This is a genomic window from Pseudomonas cichorii, from assembly GCF_018343775.1.
Taxonomy (GTDB): domain Bacteria; phylum Pseudomonadota; class Gammaproteobacteria; order Pseudomonadales; family Pseudomonadaceae; genus Aquipseudomonas; species Aquipseudomonas cichorii.
The window spans coordinates 2,979,632-3,000,793 of record NZ_CP074349.1 but is presented as its reverse complement, the minus strand read 5'-3'; the positions used below and the strand labels follow the sequence as shown (position 1 = coordinate 3,000,793).

The 21,162-nt window shown below is 57.0% G+C and carries 14 protein-coding genes; all 14 read left to right on the top strand.

Annotated elements, in window-relative coordinates; genetic code table 11:
• Nucleotides 1-3: 3 nt before the first annotated feature.
• The 14 genes from tssH (at nt 4) to KGD89_RS12755 (ending at nt 20,842) form a co-directional block, all read left to right on the top strand.
• The gene (gene tssH / locus KGD89_RS12820; RefSeq protein WP_025260179.1) at nt 4-2,658 is read left to right on the top strand and encodes a type VI secretion system ATPase TssH; all 2,655 of its coding nucleotides are present in this window, start codon (nt 4-6) and stop codon (nt 2,656-2,658) included.
• A gap of 10 nt (nt 2,659-2,668) precedes the next feature.
• Nucleotides 2,669-4,186, top strand: a complete 1,518-nt coding sequence (locus tag KGD89_RS12815) for a sigma-54 interaction domain-containing protein (RefSeq protein ID WP_025260178.1) — start codon at nt 2,669-2,671, stop codon at nt 4,184-4,186.
• A gap of 87 nt (nt 4,187-4,273) precedes the next feature.
• Nucleotides 4,274-4,414, top strand: coding sequence for a hypothetical protein (locus KGD89_RS12810; RefSeq protein ID WP_025260177.1), 141 nt, complete (start codon nt 4,274-4,276; stop codon nt 4,412-4,414).
• Nucleotides 4,415-4,431: 17 nt separating this feature from the next.
• Nucleotides 4,432-5,628 carry a type VI secretion system-associated FHA domain protein TagH gene (tagH, locus tag KGD89_RS12805; RefSeq protein WP_025260176.1) on the top strand — a complete coding sequence of 399 codons (1,197 nt, stop codon included), beginning with the start codon at nt 4,432-4,434 and terminating at the stop codon, nt 5,626-5,628.
• 5 nt (nt 5,629-5,633) lie between these two features.
• Nucleotides 5,634-6,134: a type VI secretion system lipoprotein TssJ gene (gene tssJ, locus KGD89_RS12800; protein ID WP_025260175.1), complete on the top strand. Its 501-nt coding sequence runs from the start codon at nt 5,634-5,636 to the stop codon at nt 6,132-6,134.
• Between the two features lie 2 nt (nt 6,135-6,136).
• Nucleotides 6,137-7,468, top strand: coding sequence for a type VI secretion system baseplate subunit TssK (tssK, locus tag KGD89_RS12795; protein ID WP_025260174.1), 1,332 nt, complete (start codon nt 6,137-6,139; stop codon nt 7,466-7,468).
• A 5-nt stretch (nt 7,469-7,473) separates the two neighbouring features.
• The gene (icmH, locus tag KGD89_RS12790) at nt 7,474-8,349 is read left to right on the top strand and encodes a type IVB secretion system protein IcmH/DotU (RefSeq protein ID WP_025260173.1); all 876 of its coding nucleotides are present in this window, start codon (nt 7,474-7,476) and stop codon (nt 8,347-8,349) included.
• A gap of 13 nt (nt 8,350-8,362) precedes the next feature.
• Nucleotides 8,363-11,890, top strand: coding sequence for a type VI secretion system membrane subunit TssM (tssM, locus tag KGD89_RS12785; RefSeq protein WP_025260172.1), 3,528 nt, complete (start codon nt 8,363-8,365; stop codon nt 11,888-11,890).
• Nucleotides 11,890-12,618, top strand: coding sequence for a PP2C family protein-serine/threonine phosphatase (locus KGD89_RS12780; RefSeq protein WP_025260171.1), 729 nt, complete (start codon nt 11,890-11,892; stop codon nt 12,616-12,618). Before tssM ends, KGD89_RS12780 begins: the two co-directional genes overlap by 1 nt.
• Complete coding sequence (locus KGD89_RS12775; protein WP_025260170.1) at nt 12,615-13,622, top strand: serine/threonine-protein kinase; 1,008 nt, start codon at nt 12,615-12,617, stop codon at nt 13,620-13,622. The genes KGD89_RS12780 and KGD89_RS12775 overlap by 4 nt, the downstream gene beginning before the upstream one ends.
• A gap of 21 nt (nt 13,623-13,643) precedes the next feature.
• On the top strand, nt 13,644-15,680 hold the full coding sequence (gene tssI / locus KGD89_RS12770; protein WP_025260169.1) for a type VI secretion system Vgr family protein: 2,037 nt from the start codon (nt 13,644-13,646) through the stop codon (nt 15,678-15,680).
• Nucleotides 15,681-15,685: 5 nt separating this feature from the next.
• Entirely contained in the window at nt 15,686-16,708 is a 1,023-nt protein-coding gene (locus KGD89_RS12765) for a tetratricopeptide repeat protein (protein ID WP_025260168.1), read from the top strand.
• A gap of 16 nt (nt 16,709-16,724) precedes the next feature.
• Nucleotides 16,725-20,003 carry an EF-hand domain-containing protein gene (locus KGD89_RS12760; RefSeq protein WP_025260167.1) on the top strand — a complete coding sequence of 1,093 codons (3,279 nt, stop codon included), beginning with the start codon at nt 16,725-16,727 and terminating at the stop codon, nt 20,001-20,003.
• 2 nt (nt 20,004-20,005) lie between these two features.
• Nucleotides 20,006-20,842, top strand: coding sequence for a tetratricopeptide repeat protein (locus tag KGD89_RS12755; RefSeq protein WP_025260166.1), 837 nt, complete (start codon nt 20,006-20,008; stop codon nt 20,840-20,842).
• Nucleotides 20,843-21,162 lie beyond the last annotated feature (320 nt).

The following is a 21,162-nucleotide window of genomic DNA, read 5'->3' as shown; positions in this document are numbered from 1 at the left end:
CCCATGATCAACGTAGACCTGCAACAACTTATTCAGGCACTGGACGCCGAAACCCGTCGTGATCTGGAACGTTCGGCCGAGCGCTGCGTTGCCCGTGGCGGTAGCAAAATCCTCGTCGAAGACTTGTTGCTGGGCCTGCTGGAACGTCCCCAAGGCTTGCTCGCGCGCGCTTTGCAGGATGCCGAAGTGGATGCCGGTGAACTGAGCGCAGCCTTGCAGTCGCGGGTCGAGCACAGCGCTTCGCGCAACCCGGTGTTCGCGCCGGAGCTGGTGCAATGGCTGCAGGATGCGCTGCTGGTTGCCAACCTTGAGCTGGGCCAAAGCCAGGTCGAGCAGGCCGCACTGATCCTGGCACTGCTGCGCAACCCGATGCGCTATGCCGGTAGCCGCTACCAACCATTGCTGGCCAAGTTGAATGTTGAACGTCTGAAAGAGTTCGCTCTGTCCCAGAAAGAACAACCGGCCAGCGGAAAACCGGCAGTGCAGGGCGAGTCGCTGCTGGAGCGCTTCACCCACAACCTGACCCAACAGGCTCGTGACGGCAAACTTGATCCGGTACTGTGCCGTGACGGCGCTATCCGTCAGATGGTCGATATTCTGGCCCGTCGCCGCAAGAACAACCCGATTGTGGTCGGTGAAGCCGGTGTGGGTAAAACCGCCATCGTCGAAGGTCTGGCTTCGCGCATCGCCGCGGGTGAAGTGCCACAAGTTCTCAAGGGCGTAGAGCTTCTGTCCCTGGACATGGGCCTGTTGCAAGCCGGTGCCAGCGTCAAGGGGGAGTTTGAACGACGCCTCAAAGGTGTGATCGACGAAGTCAAAGCATCGCCAAAGCCCATCATCCTGTTCATCGACGAAGCCCACACGCTGATTGGCGCAGGCGGCAATGCCGGTGGCTCCGATGCAGCCAACCTGCTCAAGCCGGCACTGGCCCGTGGCGAGTTGCGTACCATCGCCGCCACCACTTGGGCGGAGTACAAGAAGTACTTTGAAAAAGACCCGGCCCTGGCCCGTCGTTTCCAGCCGGTGCAACTGCACGAACCGACTGTCAGCGAAGCCGTGACCATCCTGCGTGGCCTGGCTCAGGTTTACGAGAAGAGCCACGGTATCTACCTGCGCGATGACGCCGTGGTGTGTGCCGCCGAGTTGTCTGCCCGTTATCTGGCAGGCCGCCAGTTGCCGGACAAGGCTGTCGATGTTCTCGATACCGCATGCGCCCGTGTGCGTATCAGCCTGGCCGCGGCTCCTGAGAGCCTTGAGCGCCTGCGTGGCGAGCTGGCTGAAGGTGGCCGCCAGCGTCAGGCGCTGCGCCGTGATGCCGAAGCCGGTCTGCTGATCGACCATGAAGCCCTTGATGCACTGGAAGCCCGACTGGAGGAAGCCCAAAGCGAAATGAGCGCTCTGGAAAGCCAGTGGACCGAACAGAAGCAACTGGCCGAGCGTCTGCTGGAACTTCGTCAGCAACTGGCCAAGGCCCGTGAAGCCGCAGCGGTCGAGCCGACCATCAGTGTCGAAGAAGACGCCGAAGGCACGGTCATCGAAACCCTGAGCAATGAAGCCGACGAAGCCCTGAGTGTCGAGACGCTGGAAGCCGAGTTGAACCAGACCCATAGCGCCTTGACCGCCGCCCAGACCCAGGAGCGTCTGGTCAGCTTCGAAGTCTGCCCGCGTCTGGTGGCCGAAGTGATCAGCGCCTGGACCGGTGTGCCGCTGTCGCAACTGGCCCGTGAGCACAATGCCAAGGTCACGAGTTTCGCCGTTGACCTGCGTACCCGCATTCGTGGTCAGGAACAGGCCGTACATGCGCTTGATCGTTCGATGCGCGCCACGGCTGCGGGCCTGAACAAGCCGGACGCACCGGTGGGCGTGTTCCTGCTGGTCGGTCCTAGTGGTGTCGGCAAGACCGAAACCGCGCTGGCGCTTGCGGATTTGCTGTACGGCGGTGATCGTTTCATCACCACCATCAACATGTCCGAATTCCAGGAGAAGCACACTGTTTCCCGCCTGATCGGTGCTCCACCGGGCTATGTCGGTTACGGCGAAGGCGGCATGCTCACCGAAGCCGTGCGCCAGAAGCCTTACTCCGTGGTGTTGCTCGATGAGGTCGAGAAGGCCGACCCGGACGTGCTCAACCTGTTTTACCAGATCTTCGACAAGGGCGTGGCCAACGACGGGGAAGGGCGTGAGATCGACTTCCGCAACACCCTGATCCTGATGACCTCGAACCTGGGCAGCGACCGTATCGCCGAACTGTGCGAAAACGGCGAGCGTCCGTCTGCCGAAGTGCTGGAAGAAACCATCCGCCCAGTCCTCAGCAAGCATTTCAAGCCGGCGCTGCTGGCCCGTATGCGCGTCGTGCCGTATTACCCGGTCGGCGGCCCGGTGCTGCGCGAGCTGATCGAGATCAAACTCGGTCGTCTGGGCGAGCGCCTGAACCGTCGCCAACTGGAGTTCACCTGGTGCCAGAACCTTGTGGATCACCTGTCCGAGCGTTGTACCCAGAGCGAAAGCGGTGCGCGCCTGATCGATCACTTGCTGGATCAGCACGTTCTGCCGCTGGTGGCCGACCGCCTTCTGGATGCCATGGCCACCGGTGAAAGCCTCAAGCGGGTTCACGCCACGCTTGACGGCAACGCCAGTGTGACGTGCGAGTTCGCCTGAGGTGGGTGTGATGTTCACTCAGGTGCCTCAGCCACTGGCCTATGCCGAAGCGTTGCTTGCGCAGTACGCTGAACTGTCGCGGGCGGCCAGCGGTGCCGATCTGCTGGGTGGCTTTGTGCGCGGGCTGGCCGGACTCAGCGGTTGCGAGCTGACTCAGCTCTACCTGCTGGATGCCACCAACACCTGCCTGGGCATGAATGCCGAGTGCCTTGATGGCATCCTGCAACCACGGGAAGCGGCGAGCTTGCCGGTGGATTACAGCGACGAACAGTTGCTGCAGTTCGCCCTGAGCCAGAATCGTGTGCTGTTCCTCAGTGAACTGAGCGGCAGCCTGCATGAAACCAGCTTCCTGCCGGCACAGGCCACGCCATGGCAGTCGCTGCTGTGTGTCCCCATGGTCACCCATCAGAAATCCGTCGAAGGCGTATTGTTGTGCGCGAGCCGTCGGCATGTCGACCTGCAAGGTTTTGCCGACTCACTCGGGCAGCTTGGCTCGTTTGTACTTGGCCAGTTGCATCTGATGCAGCGCCTGCGTCAGCCCACGGATGAGCTGCCCGTTGCATCGGCCCGCGTGCCCAATGCCAGCGATTACGGTCTGATCGGCAAAAGCGCAAGCATGCGCCGTACCTACTCGATGATCAGCAAAGTCCTGCACAGCCCTTATACCGTGCTGTTGCGCGGCGAGACGGGGACGGGCAAGGAAGTGGTCGCACGGGCGATTCATGACTTCGGCCCGCGCCACTCGAAGGCATTCATCGTGCAGAACTGTGCGGCATTCCCTGAAAACCTGCTCGAAAGCGAGTTGTTCGGCTATCGCAAGGGCGCATTCACCGGTGCTGACTTTGACCGTGAAGGGCTTTTCGACGCAGCCAATGGCGGCACCCTGTTGCTCGACGAAATCGGCGACATGCCATTGGCCCTGCAAGCCAAGCTGCTGCGCGTCCTGCAGGAAGGCGAGATTCGGCCGCTGGGTTCCAACGAGACTCACAAGATCGACGTGCGTATCATCGCCGCCACGCACCGGGACCTGTCGGTGATGGTCAGTGAAGGCACATTCCGCGAGGACTTGTACTACCGCCTTGCGCAGTTTCCTATCGAACTGCCGGCTTTGCGTCAGCGCGAAGGCGACATTGTCGACCTGGCTCGGCACTTTGCCGACAAGACTTGTGCATTCCTGCAGCGTGAGTCGTTGCGCTGGTCGGATTCGGCACTGACTCACCTGTCCAGTTATGCCTTCCCCGGCAACGTTCGCGAGCTCAAGGGCCTGGTCGAACGTGCCGTGCTGCTGTGCGAGGGCGGTGAGTTGCTGGCCGAACACTTTTCCCTGCGCACAGAAGCCATTCCTCTGGACAGCAGCCTCAATCTGCGCGAGCGCCTGGAACAGGTAGAACGTTGCATGCTCCTCGATTGCCTGCGCAAGAACGATGGCAACCAGACTCTTTCCGCGCGTGAACTCGGCTTGCCGAGGCGCACGCTGCTTTACCGCCTTGAGCGCCTGAATATCAATCTGGGTGATTTCAATGGGTAGGCAACAACACTCTTTTCCAATTCATCCGCTTCTAACAGCGCCCTCCGAAAGGTCCGGCGCTTTGTGCTTACTCCTGGAGACCCTCTGATGTCTGTTCGTCACTGGCAAGCCTTCCTGCTGACACTTGTCGTTCTATGCGGCCTTGGCGGCTGCAGCGGCAATTACAAATTCAACGACAACACCTATCGCCCATTGGGTGATCCTCAGGCGGTCAATCGCGGCAAGTGACCGCAAGGAGCATCATCATGGAACTGGTTTTCGAAATGCTTAACACCAAGCAGTTCGTGCCCACGGAGTTGTGCCAGAAGACCTTCAAGCAGGCTGGTGGCGTGATTGGTCGGGGAGAGGACTGCGACTGGATCATCCCGGACCGCAAGCGTCATTTGTCCAACCATCACGCGCTGATCAGCTATCGCGAGGGAACGTTTTTCCTGACCGATACCAGCAGCAACGGTATTCAGGACAGTGCCAACGGCGCGCGTCTGCGCAAGGGTGAAGCCGTACGTATCGAACACGGCAGTGTGTATGTCCTGGGTGACTTCGAGATTCGTGCGCGGCTGGTTCGTGACCCGGCCACTTTCGACGTGGAAGTCGGTCGTCCACAAGCGGCAGGCAGCATCATCCCTGACGATGCTTTCCTCGACCTGGACCCGCTGAACGCCCTTGACCAGCAGGAGCGTGTCTATTCGGAAATCGAGGAGTTGATCTCCCCGAACACCGCTATCGATGATGGACGGCAGCGTGCCGACTATGCCCGCATCGATATGGAAAGCCTGTTGGTGCCGGAACTGGTCGAGGTTGCGAAAAAGCCTGAACCTGCGCCCGCACCGCCACCGGTCGAGCGTCAGTCCGAGGCTTTCTGGGACAAGTTTGCTGTGGCTCTGGGGGTTGACCTCAAGGATCTCGATCATGATGCAAAAGAGGCACTGGCGCTCAATGCAGCCCGTTTGCTCAAGCAAAGCATCGGCGGTCTGCAACAGAGCCTGCGCACCCGCAGCGAGCTGAAAAACGAATTACGCCTGGCGCAGACCACGGTTCAGGGCAGTCAGAAGAACCCGTTGAAGTTTGCCGTCGATACTCGTGAAGCACTGGGCATTCTGTTGCAGCCAGGCAAGCCTGGGCAGTTGCCGGCCGAGCAGGCGATATCCCGCGCATTCCGTGATCTGCAGGCGCATCAGGTGGCTTTGCTGACCGCCAGCCGCGCCGCAGTTCGCGGCACCCTGGAACACTTCTCGCCGCAACAGCTCACCCTGCGTTTCGAGCGCGACAACAAACCGCTGATTGCCACGTCCGGCAGTCGCTGGAGAGCTTACGGGCGCTATCACCAGGCGCTGCGCCAGGATGATGACTGGAGCGAGCGTTTGATGGCCCGCGATTTCGCCCAGGCCTATGAAGAGCAGATTCGCCTGATTTCCACCCTCCACACCGATCACCAAGGATGATGCGCATGTCTCGCCGTATGACTGCTTTCTCTAAAACGCTGGCTGCGCTGACCGCCCTGGTGGTGCTGGCCGGCTGCTCAACGCTTTCGCCGTACTCCCATCTCACCAAGCTCAACCTGAAGCTGACGGCCAGTGATCGTTTGAACCCGGACCTCAACGGCCGTCCGTCACCGATCGTGGTACGCCTGTTCGAGCTCAAGCACCCGGTGGCGTTCGAGAATGCGGACTTCTTCAGCCTTTATGAGCGCGCCAAGGAGTCCCTGGCTCCGGACATGGTGACCAGCGAAGAGCTGGAGCTGCGTCCGGGTGAAACCGTCGAACTCAAGCTGACTGTGGGAGAGGGTAGCCGTTACGTCGGTGTCCTCGCGGCCTACCGCGACCTGCCGGAAACCAGATGGCGCTACACGCTTCAAGTTACTCCGCTGGCACTCACCGATGCCGAACTGGTTCTTGATCAGAACGGTATTCGCAACACCAATGAATCGCTCGCCAAGGCAGTCGACTGACCATGAACTCTCATAAAGTCATTTGGCAGGAAGGCATGTTGCTGCGTCCGCAGCACTTCCAGCACAACGATCGCTACTACGATCACCAGATGAAGACCCGCACCAAGCTGCTGGGCAGCTACACCTGGGGCTTCCTCAATCTGGACATCGACCTGCAGTTCCTCAATATGGGCAAGCTGGTGGTCAGTCAGGCCTCGGGGATTCTGCCGGACGGCAGCCTGTTCGAGCTGGGCGGCAACACGGAGCCGCTGGCTCTCGACGTGCCACCCAATACCGGTAATACACCGGTCTATCTGGCACTGCCGCTGGTGACCGGCAATCACATCGAGGCTCGTCGTCCGGAGCAGTCCGACGTGCTGGCGCGCTATACCGCGTACGAAGCCGAAGTGGCCGACTCCAATGCCGGCGACGACTCCGCCAGTCAGGTCAGCTGTGGTCGTCCCGATTTCAAACTGTTGCTCGGCGAGCAGCAGAGCGATCAGGCCTACGTGAAGCTGAAGATCTGCGAAGTGCTCGATACGACGCCGGACGGCGTGATCAGCCTCGACCCGGACTTTGTGCCGACTTACATCCAGGCGCACGCTTCCAGCTACCTGCTGTCATGCCTCAAGGAAGTCATCAGCATGCTCAGCCACCGGGGCGACACCATCGCCGACCGGATTCGCTCCAACGGCAAGGTGGGTGGCGCTGAAGTCGGCGACTTCATGATGCTGCAACTGATCAACCGCACCGAGCTGCTGCTGCGTCACTATCTGGGCCTGGAGCAGGTTCACCCGGAAGAACTGTACCGCACGCTGCTGACCATGCTTGGCGATCTGGCGACCTTTTCCAGTGACAGCAAACGCCCACGCCTGGACAGCCGTTATCAGCACAGCGACCAGGGCGCGAGCTTCCGCAAACTGATGGAGGCGATCCGCCAGGTGTTGTCGATGGTGCTGGAGCAGCATGCCATCGAGTTGATTCTGCAGGCGCGCCAGTACGGCATCATTGTCTCGCCGCTGCACGATCACACTCTGCTGGGCTCAGCCTCGTTCGTGCTGGCGGCCAGTGCCAACTGCGATTCCGAAGAGCTGCGTCATCGCTTGCCCGCGCACCTCAAGGTCGGCCCGGTGGAGCGTATCCGCCAACTGGTCAACCTGCACCTGCCAGGCATCAAGGTCAAACCCTTGCCGGTGGCCCCGCGGCAGATCGCGTTCCACTCCAACAAAACCTATTTCATCCTCGAACTCAGTTCCGAAGACCTGGCACAACTCGAGCGCTCCGGCGGCTTCGCGTTCCATGTATCCGGCGAATTCGCCGAGCTTGAACTGAAATTCTGGGCCATAAGGAACTGATCGACATGATCAAGGACACGGAATACAACCAGGACGACAAGACCGTCCTGCTCGACCGTCAGGGCCATGGGCCTGCATCGAGCCCGCTGACCGACTTCGCAGCGCCGCCACGCTTCGAGCAGCTTGAAGAGCGCATGATCTATGCAGCGCGCCTGCGCCCGGCCGAAGCGTTCAACATCAGCCTCAATTCGCTGGTGGCTGCTGGCTCCGAGCTGCTGTCTGAAGTGGTGCGACTCAAGCACAGTGACTCCCGCGAGGACCTGTACGCACTCAACGATCGACTGACGGCCGGGCTGAAACTGTTTGAAGTGCGCGCCTTGCACAACGGTGCCGAGAGCAGTCAGGTAATGGCTGCCCGTTATGTGCTGTGCACTGTGGTAGATGAAGCGGTTGTGACCACGCCCTGGGGCAACGAAAGCGAGTGGTCGCAGATGAGCCTGCTCAGCAGCTTCCACAATGAAACCTTCGGCGGCGAGAAGTTTTTCCAGTTGCTGGATCGCCTGTCGAAAAACCCGGTCAAGCATCTGCCCATGCTGGAACTGATGTACCTGTGCCTGTCCCTCGGTTTTGAAGGCAAGTATCGGGTCCAGGCACGGGGCATGCTCGAGCTCGAAGGCATCCGTGACGCCTTGTATCGCCAGATCCGTCAACTGCGCGGTGATGTACCACGTGAGCTGTCGCCCCATTGGGAAGGCTTGAACGATCAGCGCCGCAGCCTGGTACGCATCGTGCCGGTGTGGATGGTGGTGCTGTTTACCTTCGTCTGCCTGGTGGTGATGTATTCCGGTTTCGCCTGGATGCTGGGCGAGCAGCGCGACACCGTTCTGCAACCTTATCAGCCGTTTGATCAGACCGCGGTTCAGCCGCAGTCGCAGCCGTAATCAGGGACGCGTGATGAAGAATTTTTTCAAGAAAGTCGGCGCATTCCTGCGCAAGACATGGGTCTGGACGCTGCTGCTGGTACTGTTTGTCGCGTTGCTGGTGTGGTTCGTGGGGCCGCTGCTGGCGGTCAATGACTACAAGTTCTGGGAAGGCTCGACCTCCCGCCTGCTGACCATCAGCGTGCTGTTCCTGATCTGGGGCCTGACCATGGTCTTCGTCAGCTGGCGCGCCGGTGTTCGCAAGAAAGCGATGGAAGAGAGCGAAGACGGCCAGGATCGTCTCCGCCGCGAAGAGCAGATCGACGAAGAACAGAAAGAGTTGAAAGTGCGTTTCAAGGATGCGCTCAAGACCCTGAAGACGTCGAGCCTGTATCGCGGCCGTAGCGAGCGCTGGCGCAGTGACTTACCCTGGTACTTGCTGATCGGGCCACAAGGCAGTGGCAAAACCAGCTTGCTGGACTTCTCCGGCCTTGAGTTTCCGATCAACAAGATCGAACGCAAGCTGACCCGAGACACCCTGGGCACCCGCCACTGCGACTGGTACTTCGCTGATCATGGCGTGCTGATCGACACCGCTGGCCGCTACCTGACCCAGCCGGATGCCGAAGTCGATGGCAGTGCCTGGAGCACCTTGCTTGACCTGCTGCGCAAGCGTCGTCGCAATCGTCCGTTGAACGGCGTGCTGGTGACCATTCCGGTGGAAACCCTGCTACAGGGCAGCGAACAGCAACTCGAAACCCTGGCTCGTCAGGTGCGTGGCCGCCTGCAGGACGTGCATCAGAAACTGCATGTGGACGTGCCGGTTTATCTGGTGCTGAGCAAGGCTGACAGCCTGCTGGGCTTTGATGAGTTCTTCGATCAACTGACTCGCGAAGAAAGCGATCAGGTACTGGGTACCAGCTTCCGCAAAGAGCAGATTGGCACCGATGTGGCTGTGCTGCGCAACGAGTTTGAAGAACTGCTGCGTCGCCTCAACAGCCAGGTGATCATGCGCATGCACCAGGAGCGTGACACCCAGCGTCGTGGCCGCATCCTCGACTTCCCGCATCAACTGGGTCAGATCGGCGAGCGTCTGTGCCTGTTCGTCGACATGGCATTCACCGGCAACCGCTACCAGCGTGCCAGCCAGTTGCGTGGTTTCTACCTGACCAGCGCGCCGCACCTGACTGCGGAAATGGACGCCACCACTGCTGGTATCGGCGCCAACCTGGGCCTGAATGCTGGCATCTTGCCAACCCTGCGCAGCGGTCGCTCGCGCTTCATTCACCACTTGCTCAGCCGGGTGATTTTCCCTGAGGCCGATCTTGCGGGTCTGGACAAACGCGAACGCAGCCGCATCCATTGGGGCCAACGTGCGCTGTACGTGGGCGCACTGGCAGCACTGGGACTGTTCGGCCTGCTTTGGGCAAGCGGTTTCTCTGCCAACTATGAGCGTCTGGAAAACCTGCGCAACCTTGCTCAGACCTGGACCCAGCAACGCTCGGCTCTCAGCACCCGCGATGATGCCATGGCAGCGCTCAAGACCCTGGACACCAGCTACGCCGCTACCCAGGTGTTCCCGGCAAAAGACGATGTGAGCTACCACGAACGCGGTGGTCTGTATCAGGGTGAAGTCGTCAACCCGGTCGTCAAGGACGCTTACGATCGTCAGCTCGAAGAACAACTGTTGCCACGGGTCGCAACCCTGCTGGAAGGCCAGGTGCGTGCCAACACCAAGGACCGCGATCGCCTGCTCAACAGCCTGCGTGCGTACCTGATGCTGAACATGAAGGACCGTCGTGACGAGCAATGGCTCAAGGACTGGGTCGCGACAGAATGGTCCCAGCGTTACAGTGGCAACACTGCCGTACAGAACGGCTTGAACAGCCACTTCGAGCGTTTGCTCAAGCAGCCGTTCGTTTATCCCCTGGACGAGCAACTGGTGGCTCAGGCGCGTCAGATTCTGCGCAGCGAGTCCCTTGCCAACGTGGTCTACCGCATGCTGCGCGAACAGGCTCGCAACTTGCCGGAATACCGTCTGGACCAACACCTGGGACCACAAGGCTCGCTGTTTGTCGGCACCGACTACGTGATTCCGGGCTTCTACACCCAACAGGGTTACCAGCAGTATTTCTCGGTACAGGGCTCGATGCTGGTCAGCGATATCCTGCGTGACAACTGGGTATTGGGTGAAGGCTCTGGCCTGAGCAGCATGGATTTGCGTCGCCTGATGGTTGAGCTGGAGCAACTGTATTTCCGTGACTACGCCAACTATTGGGGTGAAGCGGTAGGCCAGGTTCAACTGCCGGCCATCAACGACTTTGGCGAGGGTGCCGAGCAACTGGCAGGCCTGACGTCAGCCAACTCACCGGTCATCCAGATGCTGGTGGAAGTGCGTGAAAACACCCGCTTCCCGGTGGTCGCGGAAACGGCAGAAGAAGCCGCTGCAGCTGCCGCGCAACTGGCCGACAAGGGCGGAAAACTCGGCAAGGTAGCAGCCGCTGCAGCAGGCAATGCGTCTGATGCTCTGGCGAAGAAACTGCCGGATACTGCACGCAAATCCCTGCAGAGCCGCTTTGAACCGCTGCACCGTTTGCTGGATGACAACAACGGCCCGACCGCTGACCTGACGCCAGCCCTGGCAGCCCTCAACGAACTGCAAATGCAGATGGCCAGCCTGGCGCGCTCCAGCTCTCCGGATCAGGCCGCGTTCGAGCTGGCCAAGAACCGCATGGGTGGCCAGCGTGATGCGCTGAGCAACCTGCGCACTGTATCCAGCCGTCTGCCGCGTCCGGTGGGTGTGTGGTTCAACGTCCTGGCTGAAGACACATGGCGCCTGGTGCTGCGTGATTCCTATCAGTACCTGAACCAGCGTTATCAGAACGAGCTGTACAGTTTTTACGGCAAGGCGATCAACCAGCGTTATCCGTTCAACGCGCACAGCGCCAGCGACGTGGCAATCAGCGACTTCCGTGAGTTCTTCAAGGCTCAAGGTATTGCCGATCGCTTCTTCGACAGCTACATGCGTCCATTCGTCAGTGGCGATCCGGGTAACTACCGTATGCGCACTGTCGACGGTTACAGCCTGCCGGTCTCCAAGGTCTACCTCGACCAGATGGCGTCTGCACTGGTTATCCGCCAGAGCTTCTTCGCCGATAACCCGGCCGAGCCGCAAGTGCAGTTCAAGCTGGAGCCTTACACCCTGGACCCGGCAGTCAGCCGTTCCGAGTTCAAGCTGGGCGACAAGACCATTGAATACCGCCATGGCCCGATCGTGCCTGTGTCGTTCAAATGGCCAACCGATGCCGAAGACGGGCGCACCAGCCTGGTACTCGACAGAATGGTCGGTCGCCCGCTGGGTATCGAGAAGAACACTGGCCCATGGTCACTGTTCCGTCTGTTCGACCTGATGCAGACCGAATACCTGACAGGGCGTGACGTATTGGTGCTCAAGGCCGACGTGGGTGGCCTGCGCGCCAACTACCTGCTGACCAGCCAGCGCACGCCGAACCCGTTCGACATGGGCGTGCTGCGTACCTTCCGCATGCCGGTGCAGCTCTGATGCTGGTAGCCAGCCCATGGCGCAGCGCTGCGCGCACCGATGCCGGCAAGGTTCGGGCGCGCAACGAAGATGCTTTTCTGGACTCCCCACAGCATGGGCTGTGGGTGGTCGCAGACGGGATGGGCGGTCATCAGGGGGGCGATATCGCCAGCCAGTTGATCGTCGCCAGCCTGGCGGAATTGCCGGTGCAGAATGATTTCAACGAACGACTCAAGGACATACGCCAGTGCCTGCACTGGCTCAATCGCCGTTTGGGGCAAGAGTTGACTGTCACCGCCGGACGCCACGACAGCATCATGGGCAGCACCGTTGTGGCGCTGCTGGTGGAGGGTAATCGTGCGGCCTGCATCTGGGCCGGCGATAGCCGCTGCTATCTGTGGCGCGGTCAGCGTCTGTATCAGTTGTCCAGGGACCACTCGCTGCAGCAGCAACTGATCGACGAGCAGAAAATGAGCGCGGAGCAGGCGCGGGCCTATCCTGGCGCCCATGCCCTGACTCGTGCAGTCGGGGCTGCAGAGCAACTGACCCTGGATGTACTGGAGCTGGAAGTGTATCCCGGCGATACCTTTCTGCTTTGCAGCGATGGCTTGTATCAAGGGCTCAGCAGCGATGCACTCGGCAATGCCTTGAGCCTGACTGCGCCGCAGATTGCGCTGGAGCGCCTGTTCGATGGTGCCCTGCGTGGTTCGGCACGGGACAACCTGACGGCCGTGGTAATCCGCCAATGACTGAACTCATGCGACCGATAGACGACTTGCTGGTGAGCGAGGAGCAGGACAGCAATCTGACCTACTTTGCCTTCGCCCAGTCGCACAAGGCAGACGCTGCGCCGGCGCCGACCCGTGCCAGCATCTCGGAGATGCCCGATCTGCTGGCAGGTCGTTACCGTATCGAGCGTTTGCTCGGTGCCGGTGGCATGGGCCTGGTCTATCGTGCCCGGGACTTGCTGAGCGAGCAGTTCGGCGATCCCGATCCTTATATCGCGCTGAAAGTCCTCAGCGAAGAATTTGCAGAGTCGCCGGATGCCAGCGCCTTGCTTTACAGCGAGTACGCCCTGACCCGACGCCTGCGCCACGACAACGTACTGCGCCTGCATAACTTTGAAGTGGATACTGACTGTCAGCGGGCCTTCATCACCATGGAACTCATGCGTGGGCTGACCCTGGACAAATTGCTCTGTGAGCGGCCTCTGGGGCTGCCGTGGAAAGAACTGCGTGACATCACACTGCCGTTACTCGATGCCTTGGCCTATTCCCATGCTCATGGCGTGCTGCATGGTGACATGAAGCCGAGCAACGTCATGGTCACAGAAGACGGCGTACGCCTGTTCGACTTTGGCCTTGGCCAGGCAGAGGAGGGTATCCTGCCCGGTCTGCCGCACCTGAGCCGCGAGCGATTCCATGCCTGGACACCGGGCTATGCCGCCCCGGAATTGCTCGAAGGCAAGCCACTGTCGGCAGGTGCCGATATTTTCGGCGTGGCTTGTGTGATCTTCGAGCTGGCGGGAGGCAAACACCCGTTTCGCCGTTTGCCCTCGACCCAGGCCCGTGACGAGCGCCTCGATCGTGAATTGCAAGCGCCGAAGAACTTGCCCAGACACTGCTGGCCAGCCCTGCGCGCAGCACTGGCTTTCGATGCCGGGGATCGAAGGATCACCGCCAAACAATTGCGTGACGCTTTCACCGTCACTTCGTCCTGGCAGCAGCGTCTGATGCCTTGGCGTAACGGATGACTACCGAACAGGGAGCAAACAATGTTCAACCCTTCCAACGAAACGCACTTCAGCCTGACCATCGAAGATTACGAGGGCGATCTGCAGGTGCTGTCGTTTACTGGTACAGAAGGCATCAGCCAGGCCTTTCGTTTCGACGTGGAACTTGTCAGCGAAAACCCTGATCTGGACTTGGAAAAGCTCCTGCACAAGCAGGCGTTTCTGGCGTTCGATCCTCAGGGCAGCGGCATTCATGGCCAGATATACCGTATCGCCCAGGGCGACGCCGGCAAGCGTCTGACCCGTTACATCCTGTCTCTGGTTCCGCAGTTGCAGTACCTGCACCACAGGACCAACCAGCGTATCTACCAGCAACTGTCGGCGCCCGAGATCATTGCGCTGATCCTCGAAGAGCACGGCATCAAGGGTAACGCCTACAGCTTCCAGCTCAGCCAGCAGTGCCCCAAGCGTGAGTATTGCGTGCAGTACGACGAAACCGACCTGCACTTTATCCAGCGCCTGTGTGAAGAGGAGGGGATTCACTATCACTTCCAGCACAGCGAAAAGCTTCATCTGCTGGTATTTGGCGACGATCAGACTGTGTTTCCCAAACTCGGTCAGCCAACGGCGTATGTACAAGGCAGCGGTCTGGTTGCCGACGAACCGGTAATCAAAGGCTTGAACTTTCGCCTGGAAACGCGCACTAGTCGTGTCACTCGGCGTGACTACGACTTTGAAAAGCCCGGCATACAACTTGAAGCCGCCTGGAAGCCCGCTGACGAAAGCACCGAGCCGGATCTGGAAGACTACGACTATCCTGGCCGTTTCCTGGACCGCGCCCGGGGTAAATTCCTCAGCCAGCGCGCTCTGGAGCGTCATCGCGCCGATTACCAGCAGGTCGAAGGCTGGGGCGACCAGACGACCCTCACCAGCGGGCACTTTCTGGAAATCTCGGATCATCCCCAGACCGAGTGGAACGACCTGTGGTTGCTGACCGAAATCGTTCACGAAGGCAAACAGCCGCAAGTGCTGGAAGAGTCGGTCACCAGCGACACCACTGACAACAAGGACGACTTCCATCAGGGCTACCGCAACCGCTTCCTCGCCACCCCGTGGGCCGTGTTCTACCGTCCGGCGCTGGAGCACACCAAACCCCGTGTTCTCGGCACCCAGACAGCCACTGTTACAGGGCCAAAAGGTGAAGAGATTCACTGCGACCAGTACGGCCGGATCAAAGTGCAGTTCCACTGGGACCGGGAAGGCCAGGCCGACGACAAGACCACATGCTGGTTGCGTGTATCCAGCGCCTGGGCCGGCGACCGCTATGGCGCTATTTCCATCCCGCGGATCGGCATGGAAGTCCTCGTCACCTTCCTCGAAGGCGACCCCGACCAGCCGCTGGTGAACGGCTGCCTGTACCACAAGGAAAACCAGGTTCCGTACCCATTGCCAGCCAACAAGACCCGTACCGTCTTCAAGACACTCAGTTCTCCAGGCGGTGGCGGGTACAACGAGCTACGCATCGAAGACAAGAAAGGCGCCGAACAGATTTACATCCACGCTCAGCGCGACTGGGACGAAAACATCGAGCATGACCAGAAAGTCCGCGTCGGCAACGAACGCCACGACACCGTAGAGAAAAACACCTACACCGAACTCAAGGCCGAAGAACACCGCACCACCCACAGCGACCGCAAGGTCGAGGTCCGGATGGATGACCACCTTACCATCGGACAAAACCAGCATGTGAAGCTCGGTACGGCACAACTGACCAGCGTCGGCAGAGAAATCCATCTCAAGGCTGGCGACAAGATCGTCATCGAAGCCGGTACGGAGCTGACTGCGCTGGGAGGCGGGAGCTTCATCAAGCTCGATGGCGGTGGCATCACCGTGATTGGCCCGGTCGTCAAGGTCAATGCCGGTGGCTCGGCGGGATCAGGCACCGGAATCGCGATCAAACCACCCGTGTTGCCGGGGGCAGCGGATAAGGACAAGGCGGGGAGTTTGATGGATCAGGCGTTGGTGAATGCGCCGCCTGAGAAGGTTAAGCCGAAGGCTTTTTTTGTGTTTTCTGAGTGATTGATATGAATAGTCTATTAAAGAAAAGACGCCTGCTGGCTGCGATGATTTTCGCTACATCAGGCCTTAGTCTTTTTCATGGTAGTGCCAGTGCATCTGATGAGTGCCCATCCGAGGAATTCACCACCTTCCTCACGGCGTTTTCTACTGCTCCGCAAGTGCAGCAGCGTTTCACGGCAAGTACGGTAACGGCTTTGGTGCTCAAGCCTGCGGCACAGGCTGAGCAATTTGAACCTCAGACTATTAAGGTGAGGAATACAGAGCTGGCTTTTCCACTGATGGCACCGATGGCTTCGGATAAGACTGAAGGCGTTGTCATTGAGAACGTGGACGACAGCCACGTCAATGTCATTGATAAGCGTGCCGGTAACAGCAATATCAAAATCTTCAACTTTACTCGCCAGACGTGCTGGGTGCTTGGGGGAATGGAAGACTGGTCGATCAGTGAGAAAGACCTGTTGGCAGAAAAAAGACCCGGTATGAGTCGTACTGAAAATTACTGCTATCAACGTGCTGATGCTTACTCCGGGCTAGCAGGGGCAGAGCAGTACCCGCTTACTACCGAATTATTTGAAGCGACTCTGGAAAACTATCTATGCGCTGCCGCCTCGGGTGATCCTGAAGCCAGCCTGGATGCTGCAAGTTTGAGTCTTTCTGGCATGGCTCCACAGTTGGAAACCGCACAGGTCGAGGCGCTTTTAAAAGCGGCTGCAACTACTCTTGCTGATGGAGCTGCGAGCTTGTCGACTTTTTACTGCTATGGCAATGACATTGCAGCCAACGGTGTATGCCAACATCCCGATCTGGCAGAAAAGGAGCTTGTTCGAGCTGCATCCATGGGTTCTGTCGATGCGATCAATTACCTGGGCTATGTCTTTGAAGACGGGAAATGGGGGACTAAAGATGTACCTAGAGCGATGGCTTGTTATCGTCTAGCCGCCGATAAAGGTAATCAAACCGCCGCTACTAATGTGCAGCGTCTGAAGACGCAGGCGGCTGACCTCACAATAGCCAGCCATTGCTATTAATTCTCAGGATGTAGAAATGACAGAGCCACTTGATTTAAAAAGCAGATACACCGGCGGCGATTATATTTACAAGATGGGTGGTAATGGTACAGCCCTATTTAACGGCAAAAAGGCGATTGATTGCTCTCATATGGTCAACCTGCTGCTGACAGGCGCTGGTTACAATATTCCGTATGAAGATACTCGAGTGATGAATAACTCGACCTATTACACGACCGTATTACCGCAAGATGTGAGAAAGGGAGATATCGCGCTCTGGATTAATATACCTCCTGTTCGTGGTGGTGTGGCACTATTTCATACAGGTATTGTTGAAGACTATAACCCTGTGACTCAGGGTGGAAAATTTTTCGGCGCTCAGAGTAGTGGTAATGCCACTGCGGCTTTTGGCCCAAGACCGCCTCTTAGTTACTATTGGCCAGTCCCGACGAAATTCCTGAGAGCAAAGGAAGAGTTCAGAACAGGGGGCTCGCCAGCACCTGCACCGACCCCAGCACCAGCACCAGAACCGACTCCAGCACCTGCCGGGCCTGCGCCCTTGTTGAACTTTCAGTACCCGTTCCGCAAGGCTGACGGTAAGCAGTTCACCGACGTGGAAGACGTCTATAAAGCATTGGAGGGCGAAACATCTGGCCATTACCTGCTGGGTAGCAACAGGTTCTGGCATGGCGGAATTCATATCTCAGACAAAACTGCTCCACAGTGCGTACTGAATGAACCCGTACGCTGCATGGCCGATGGTGAGGTTGTCGCCTATCGCCTGAATCAGGATTACCTGGAGTCGACCTTCGGCGACAACGAGAAGAAGTTGAAGTACTCCAACTCCTTTTGTCTGGTGCGCCACGAATACAAATCAGCACCAAACCCGGAAGAAGGCCCCAACAAAGGTAAGCAGAACAAACTGAATTTCTACAGTTTGTACATGCATCTGTTGCCCTACGCACGTTACCCACTGGCCCCGGAAGAAACACCAAAGCCCGTCGTTACGATGAACGTTGGTGATTACAAGGCTTACGACAAGGCTCCCTGGGTAGAGGGTGCCCAGTCTTATGGCCTGATCAAGAAAGGCACAAGGTTGGAGATTATCGATCAGGCCAGCGAAGGCGTGAAGGTATACGCCAAGGGCAAGATTCTTGTCGGGTCGGTAAAAAGCGGTTCAAGTACGACACGTAACGCAGGCGATGAAATCTGGTTCGCCTACAAGGAAAACGACGCGCCTTATAAAAACTCCGCTGGCGACAAAATCTGGACAGCGGACAAGCTCGTTGAGCGTCTGCGCCCGAACTATTGGCAGGGTAAGGTAAAGGCGACTGCCGCCATCAAGCTCGATCTGTACAAGGATCCGGTGAATCCACAAAATGGTCAGCCAGCGGGAGACAAGTACAGCACCCAACTCAACGCCACCAGTATCGTAGAGTTTGAGAGCAAAGAGGTTCTGACTCTCAACGTGGGGGGCAAACTCCGCAGAATGGCGAAATGCACCTTGGTTAGTGGCGAAGTCGCTGGGGCAGGTACTGTACCGCCAAGTTTCTGGATATGTGTGGAAAACGAAGCAAGTTACAAAGTTGTCGAATGGACATCTCTGACCCCAAGCAGTTTCGACTCGGTTGAAACGGCCAGTACAGGCATCAAGGCAGGCGATCCTATTGGCTATCTGGGGCTGACCGAAAACCTCACAGGTGAAGAGGGAGGAATAAGCAGCAAGCATCAGGTACACGTCGAGATTTTCACCGCCGAAGCAGAGGTCAAGGAATTTCTCAAGAACATCGCTGGCTTGAAAACAGGCAAGCAGTATCTTTACCTGGCAAAAGACACGAAACTCAAGGTAAAAGCCTCTGCCACCGAAACTGCCCCCCTCAAGAAAGAACATGCCATCGATCTGGCCAAGGCACCTGTCATCAAGGAGAACAACGAAGACTGGTATGAAGTCAGCGTCGTCGATGACAACCAGACGCTGACCGGCCTGGTGAAAAAGACAGGTGCGCAGCTCATCACTCAGCATGACTGGGAGAAGTTGGGTTTTCAGATTGTCGAAGAAACCAACACTACAGCCGACGGTTTTCTCGATCCGGATGACATGCCGCCATTTTTCAAGGATCTTTTCGCTAAAATCGATAAAAACAATGATAAGGAGGTCAGCTCTGACGAGCTGTCAGAAGCCTTGAAAAACAAGGATACGAGAGATCAATGGTCGAGGCTGATTGCTTATCATCCGACGGAGTGGAAGGACAAGTCCGGTTCAGCGAAGTGGAGCAAGCTGGATGCGCTGCTGGAGACTTCGCCGAAAACCCTCAAGCATGAGAAAGAGCGTATTGACAAGTATGCTTTTTGGGATGAGTTGTCTGGGAAGGCGGCGATAGGGTCGAGTCTGGTTTGGCATTTTCATCCTGTCGAGTTTATTACAATAATGAGGGCTAAGAAAACCTGTGACTGCAACGCCATTGTAAAGGTTACTCGCTGGATTTCATCGAGCATGACACATTATGGGCCATTACATACGGGTGATAAAGAGCTTGGTAGTGCTCCCCAATGGGATGAGCTGGTTTCAGGAGGAAAAATAACTGCGATCGAGAAAAAAATAATTGTTGTGATGTCAGGCAATGAGGCGAAAATCAATGGCGTACAAAGTTACGACAGTGAAGTGATCACTGCGGGCGCAATGCAAAAAACCATTAATATTTCTGGAGGGGGAGAATTACCTGCGCAGGTCAAAAAATTCAAAGACAAATACCCTGAAGATTATATCGAGTATTTTGAATCTAAGGGCTGGAAGCTTGATGAGACTGGAACTTCGCCAAAAATGTATTATCAAGGAGAAGCGCGCGCTAATGGTGCCAAGCTAGAAGGGCAGGCACTCAAGACCAACTTGAAAATTGGTTGCGGCGAGTCAACTTTTGGACAGGTAGTTAACTGTCAGCCGGTTTCAGTGATGGCCTGCGCAATCGCAAGTTCATCATACATAGAAATACAGATAATGGACTTTATAGATAGATTGCGAAGCGCCTTGAAAAAGAAACCCACTGGCTATAGTTTTACTGCCGAAGCTTTCTTTAAAACAGCTCTCGGTAGAGCAGTGGTGCTTGACCATGATATCAACAGGCCGGGCTATGTAAGTGATGACCTAGGAACTGCACTTAACGCTTTTTTCGCTCAAAACCCTACGATCAGCAAAAATATTGATACATGGGGAGCAACACATGACGTTCATGAAAGAAAGGTTCTTGATCTGTATGGCTCCGGCAGGAGAATGACAAACGCATCACTTCGATACAACCACCTAAAGGCAGAATTGTAATAATGTTATATCTCAGAAACTTCGGCGCAGGCCTATACTGCTTGCTCTCGTTGGCGGCTACTTGCAATGCGGCAGACCTTAGTTTAAAAGGTGCTGAAAACTCAGCTTTAAATTTTTCTTTATGGAATAAAGATTTTTCCGTTTGGAGTAAATTGGATTTTGCAAAGAACGGCCTGAGCGTCCCTTTGTATGATGGCGGCTCAAGCGCCTCGATAGGTTTGGGAGCAAACTCTACCGCCATCTCCCCGAATGGGAAGTATGCAATAATTCAGCGAACAGTATTTGGTGAGCTGCATGACTCTGAGAAAGTTACAAGTACTGAAAAAAATTACTGCGATATGATTTCCATGGACAGCGGGTGTGTACTTCTCTCTCGGCCAGCTGAAGCTTGCTCGGGAAGCTGGAAGGAGGGCACTTGGTCAACGGATGGTGGAGAAACTATAAAGCCACAACTGGAAACAATAAGCCCTAAGGAGTTGATAAAGTCGACTTCTGTTATAGGCGAAGCAGCTTCTAGGGCCGCAGCGATAAAAGATCAGATGTTTATGGGGGGCGACTCTTACATGAGCTGTTATTCCCCCGAAAAAAACACCCAATCGTTAAATGATTTGGGGTTTTATCTGGCGCAAGCAGGGGATGATGCTTCTGCGCTTAAAATATATCGAGGCCTTGAATCTGTCGGCCAGCGCACAGTATTGATGCTGAATATTGCTGACTCTCTCTGGAATATGAAAAAAACCACTGAGGCTGTGGGGTATTACAAAAAATACACTGACGCAATGAACGCTGCCGGAAAAAGTAAAAAGATACCAATGCGAGTTTTTGAGCGCATAAAATAAAGCATGAAGACACTTATTTTAGCTGCCCTCGACCAGGCGATAAAAATATCTCAATTACAACCCAGGCTACAAAGCCTGGGAAAACATTAAAAGTAACAGGGCAAATATGATTAAGATTGCCGCATTATTATTGGGTGTTGAGGGCTCCATCTTAAGGCTTGGCTCATGGAATACAGGCCGTGCAGTTTGGGATGAGGCTGGCTTTATAAAAAACGATTCAAATTTTCTCTTATACAATAGAGCTTCGACAGGTTTGAATGTGAACTCTATCGCCACCATCTCCTGATGGAAAACATGTGCTCATCCAGCGAACAGTATTC

Coding starts and splice junctions, on each gene's coding strand:
- KGD89_RS12765 (WP_025260168.1), top strand. CDS start 15,686: ATGAATAGTCTATTAAAGAAAAGACGCCTGCTGGCTGCGATGATTTTC.
- KGD89_RS12780 (WP_025260171.1), top strand. CDS start 11,890: ATGCTGGTAGCCAGCCCATGGCGCAGCGCTGCGCGCACCGATGCCGGC.
- KGD89_RS12775 (WP_025260170.1), top strand. CDS start 12,615: ATGACTGAACTCATGCGACCGATAGACGACTTGCTGGTGAGCGAGGAG.
- tssM (WP_025260172.1), top strand. CDS start 8,363: ATGAAGAATTTTTTCAAGAAAGTCGGCGCATTCCTGCGCAAGACATGG.
- icmH (WP_025260173.1), top strand. CDS start 7,474: ATGATCAAGGACACGGAATACAACCAGGACGACAAGACCGTCCTGCTC.
- KGD89_RS12810 (WP_025260177.1), top strand. CDS start 4,274: ATGTCTGTTCGTCACTGGCAAGCCTTCCTGCTGACACTTGTCGTTCTA.
- tssI (WP_025260169.1), top strand. CDS start 13,644: ATGTTCAACCCTTCCAACGAAACGCACTTCAGCCTGACCATCGAAGAT.
- tagH (WP_025260176.1), top strand. CDS start 4,432: ATGGAACTGGTTTTCGAAATGCTTAACACCAAGCAGTTCGTGCCCACG.
- KGD89_RS12755 (WP_025260166.1), top strand. CDS start 20,006: ATGTTATATCTCAGAAACTTCGGCGCAGGCCTATACTGCTTGCTCTCG.
- KGD89_RS12760 (WP_025260167.1), top strand. CDS start 16,725: ATGACAGAGCCACTTGATTTAAAAAGCAGATACACCGGCGGCGATTAT.
- tssK (WP_025260174.1), top strand. CDS start 6,137: ATGAACTCTCATAAAGTCATTTGGCAGGAAGGCATGTTGCTGCGTCCG.
- KGD89_RS12815 (WP_025260178.1), top strand. CDS start 2,669: ATGTTCACTCAGGTGCCTCAGCCACTGGCCTATGCCGAAGCGTTGCTT.
- tssJ (WP_025260175.1), top strand. CDS start 5,634: ATGTCTCGCCGTATGACTGCTTTCTCTAAAACGCTGGCTGCGCTGACC.
- tssH (WP_025260179.1), top strand. CDS start 4: ATGATCAACGTAGACCTGCAACAACTTATTCAGGCACTGGACGCCGAA.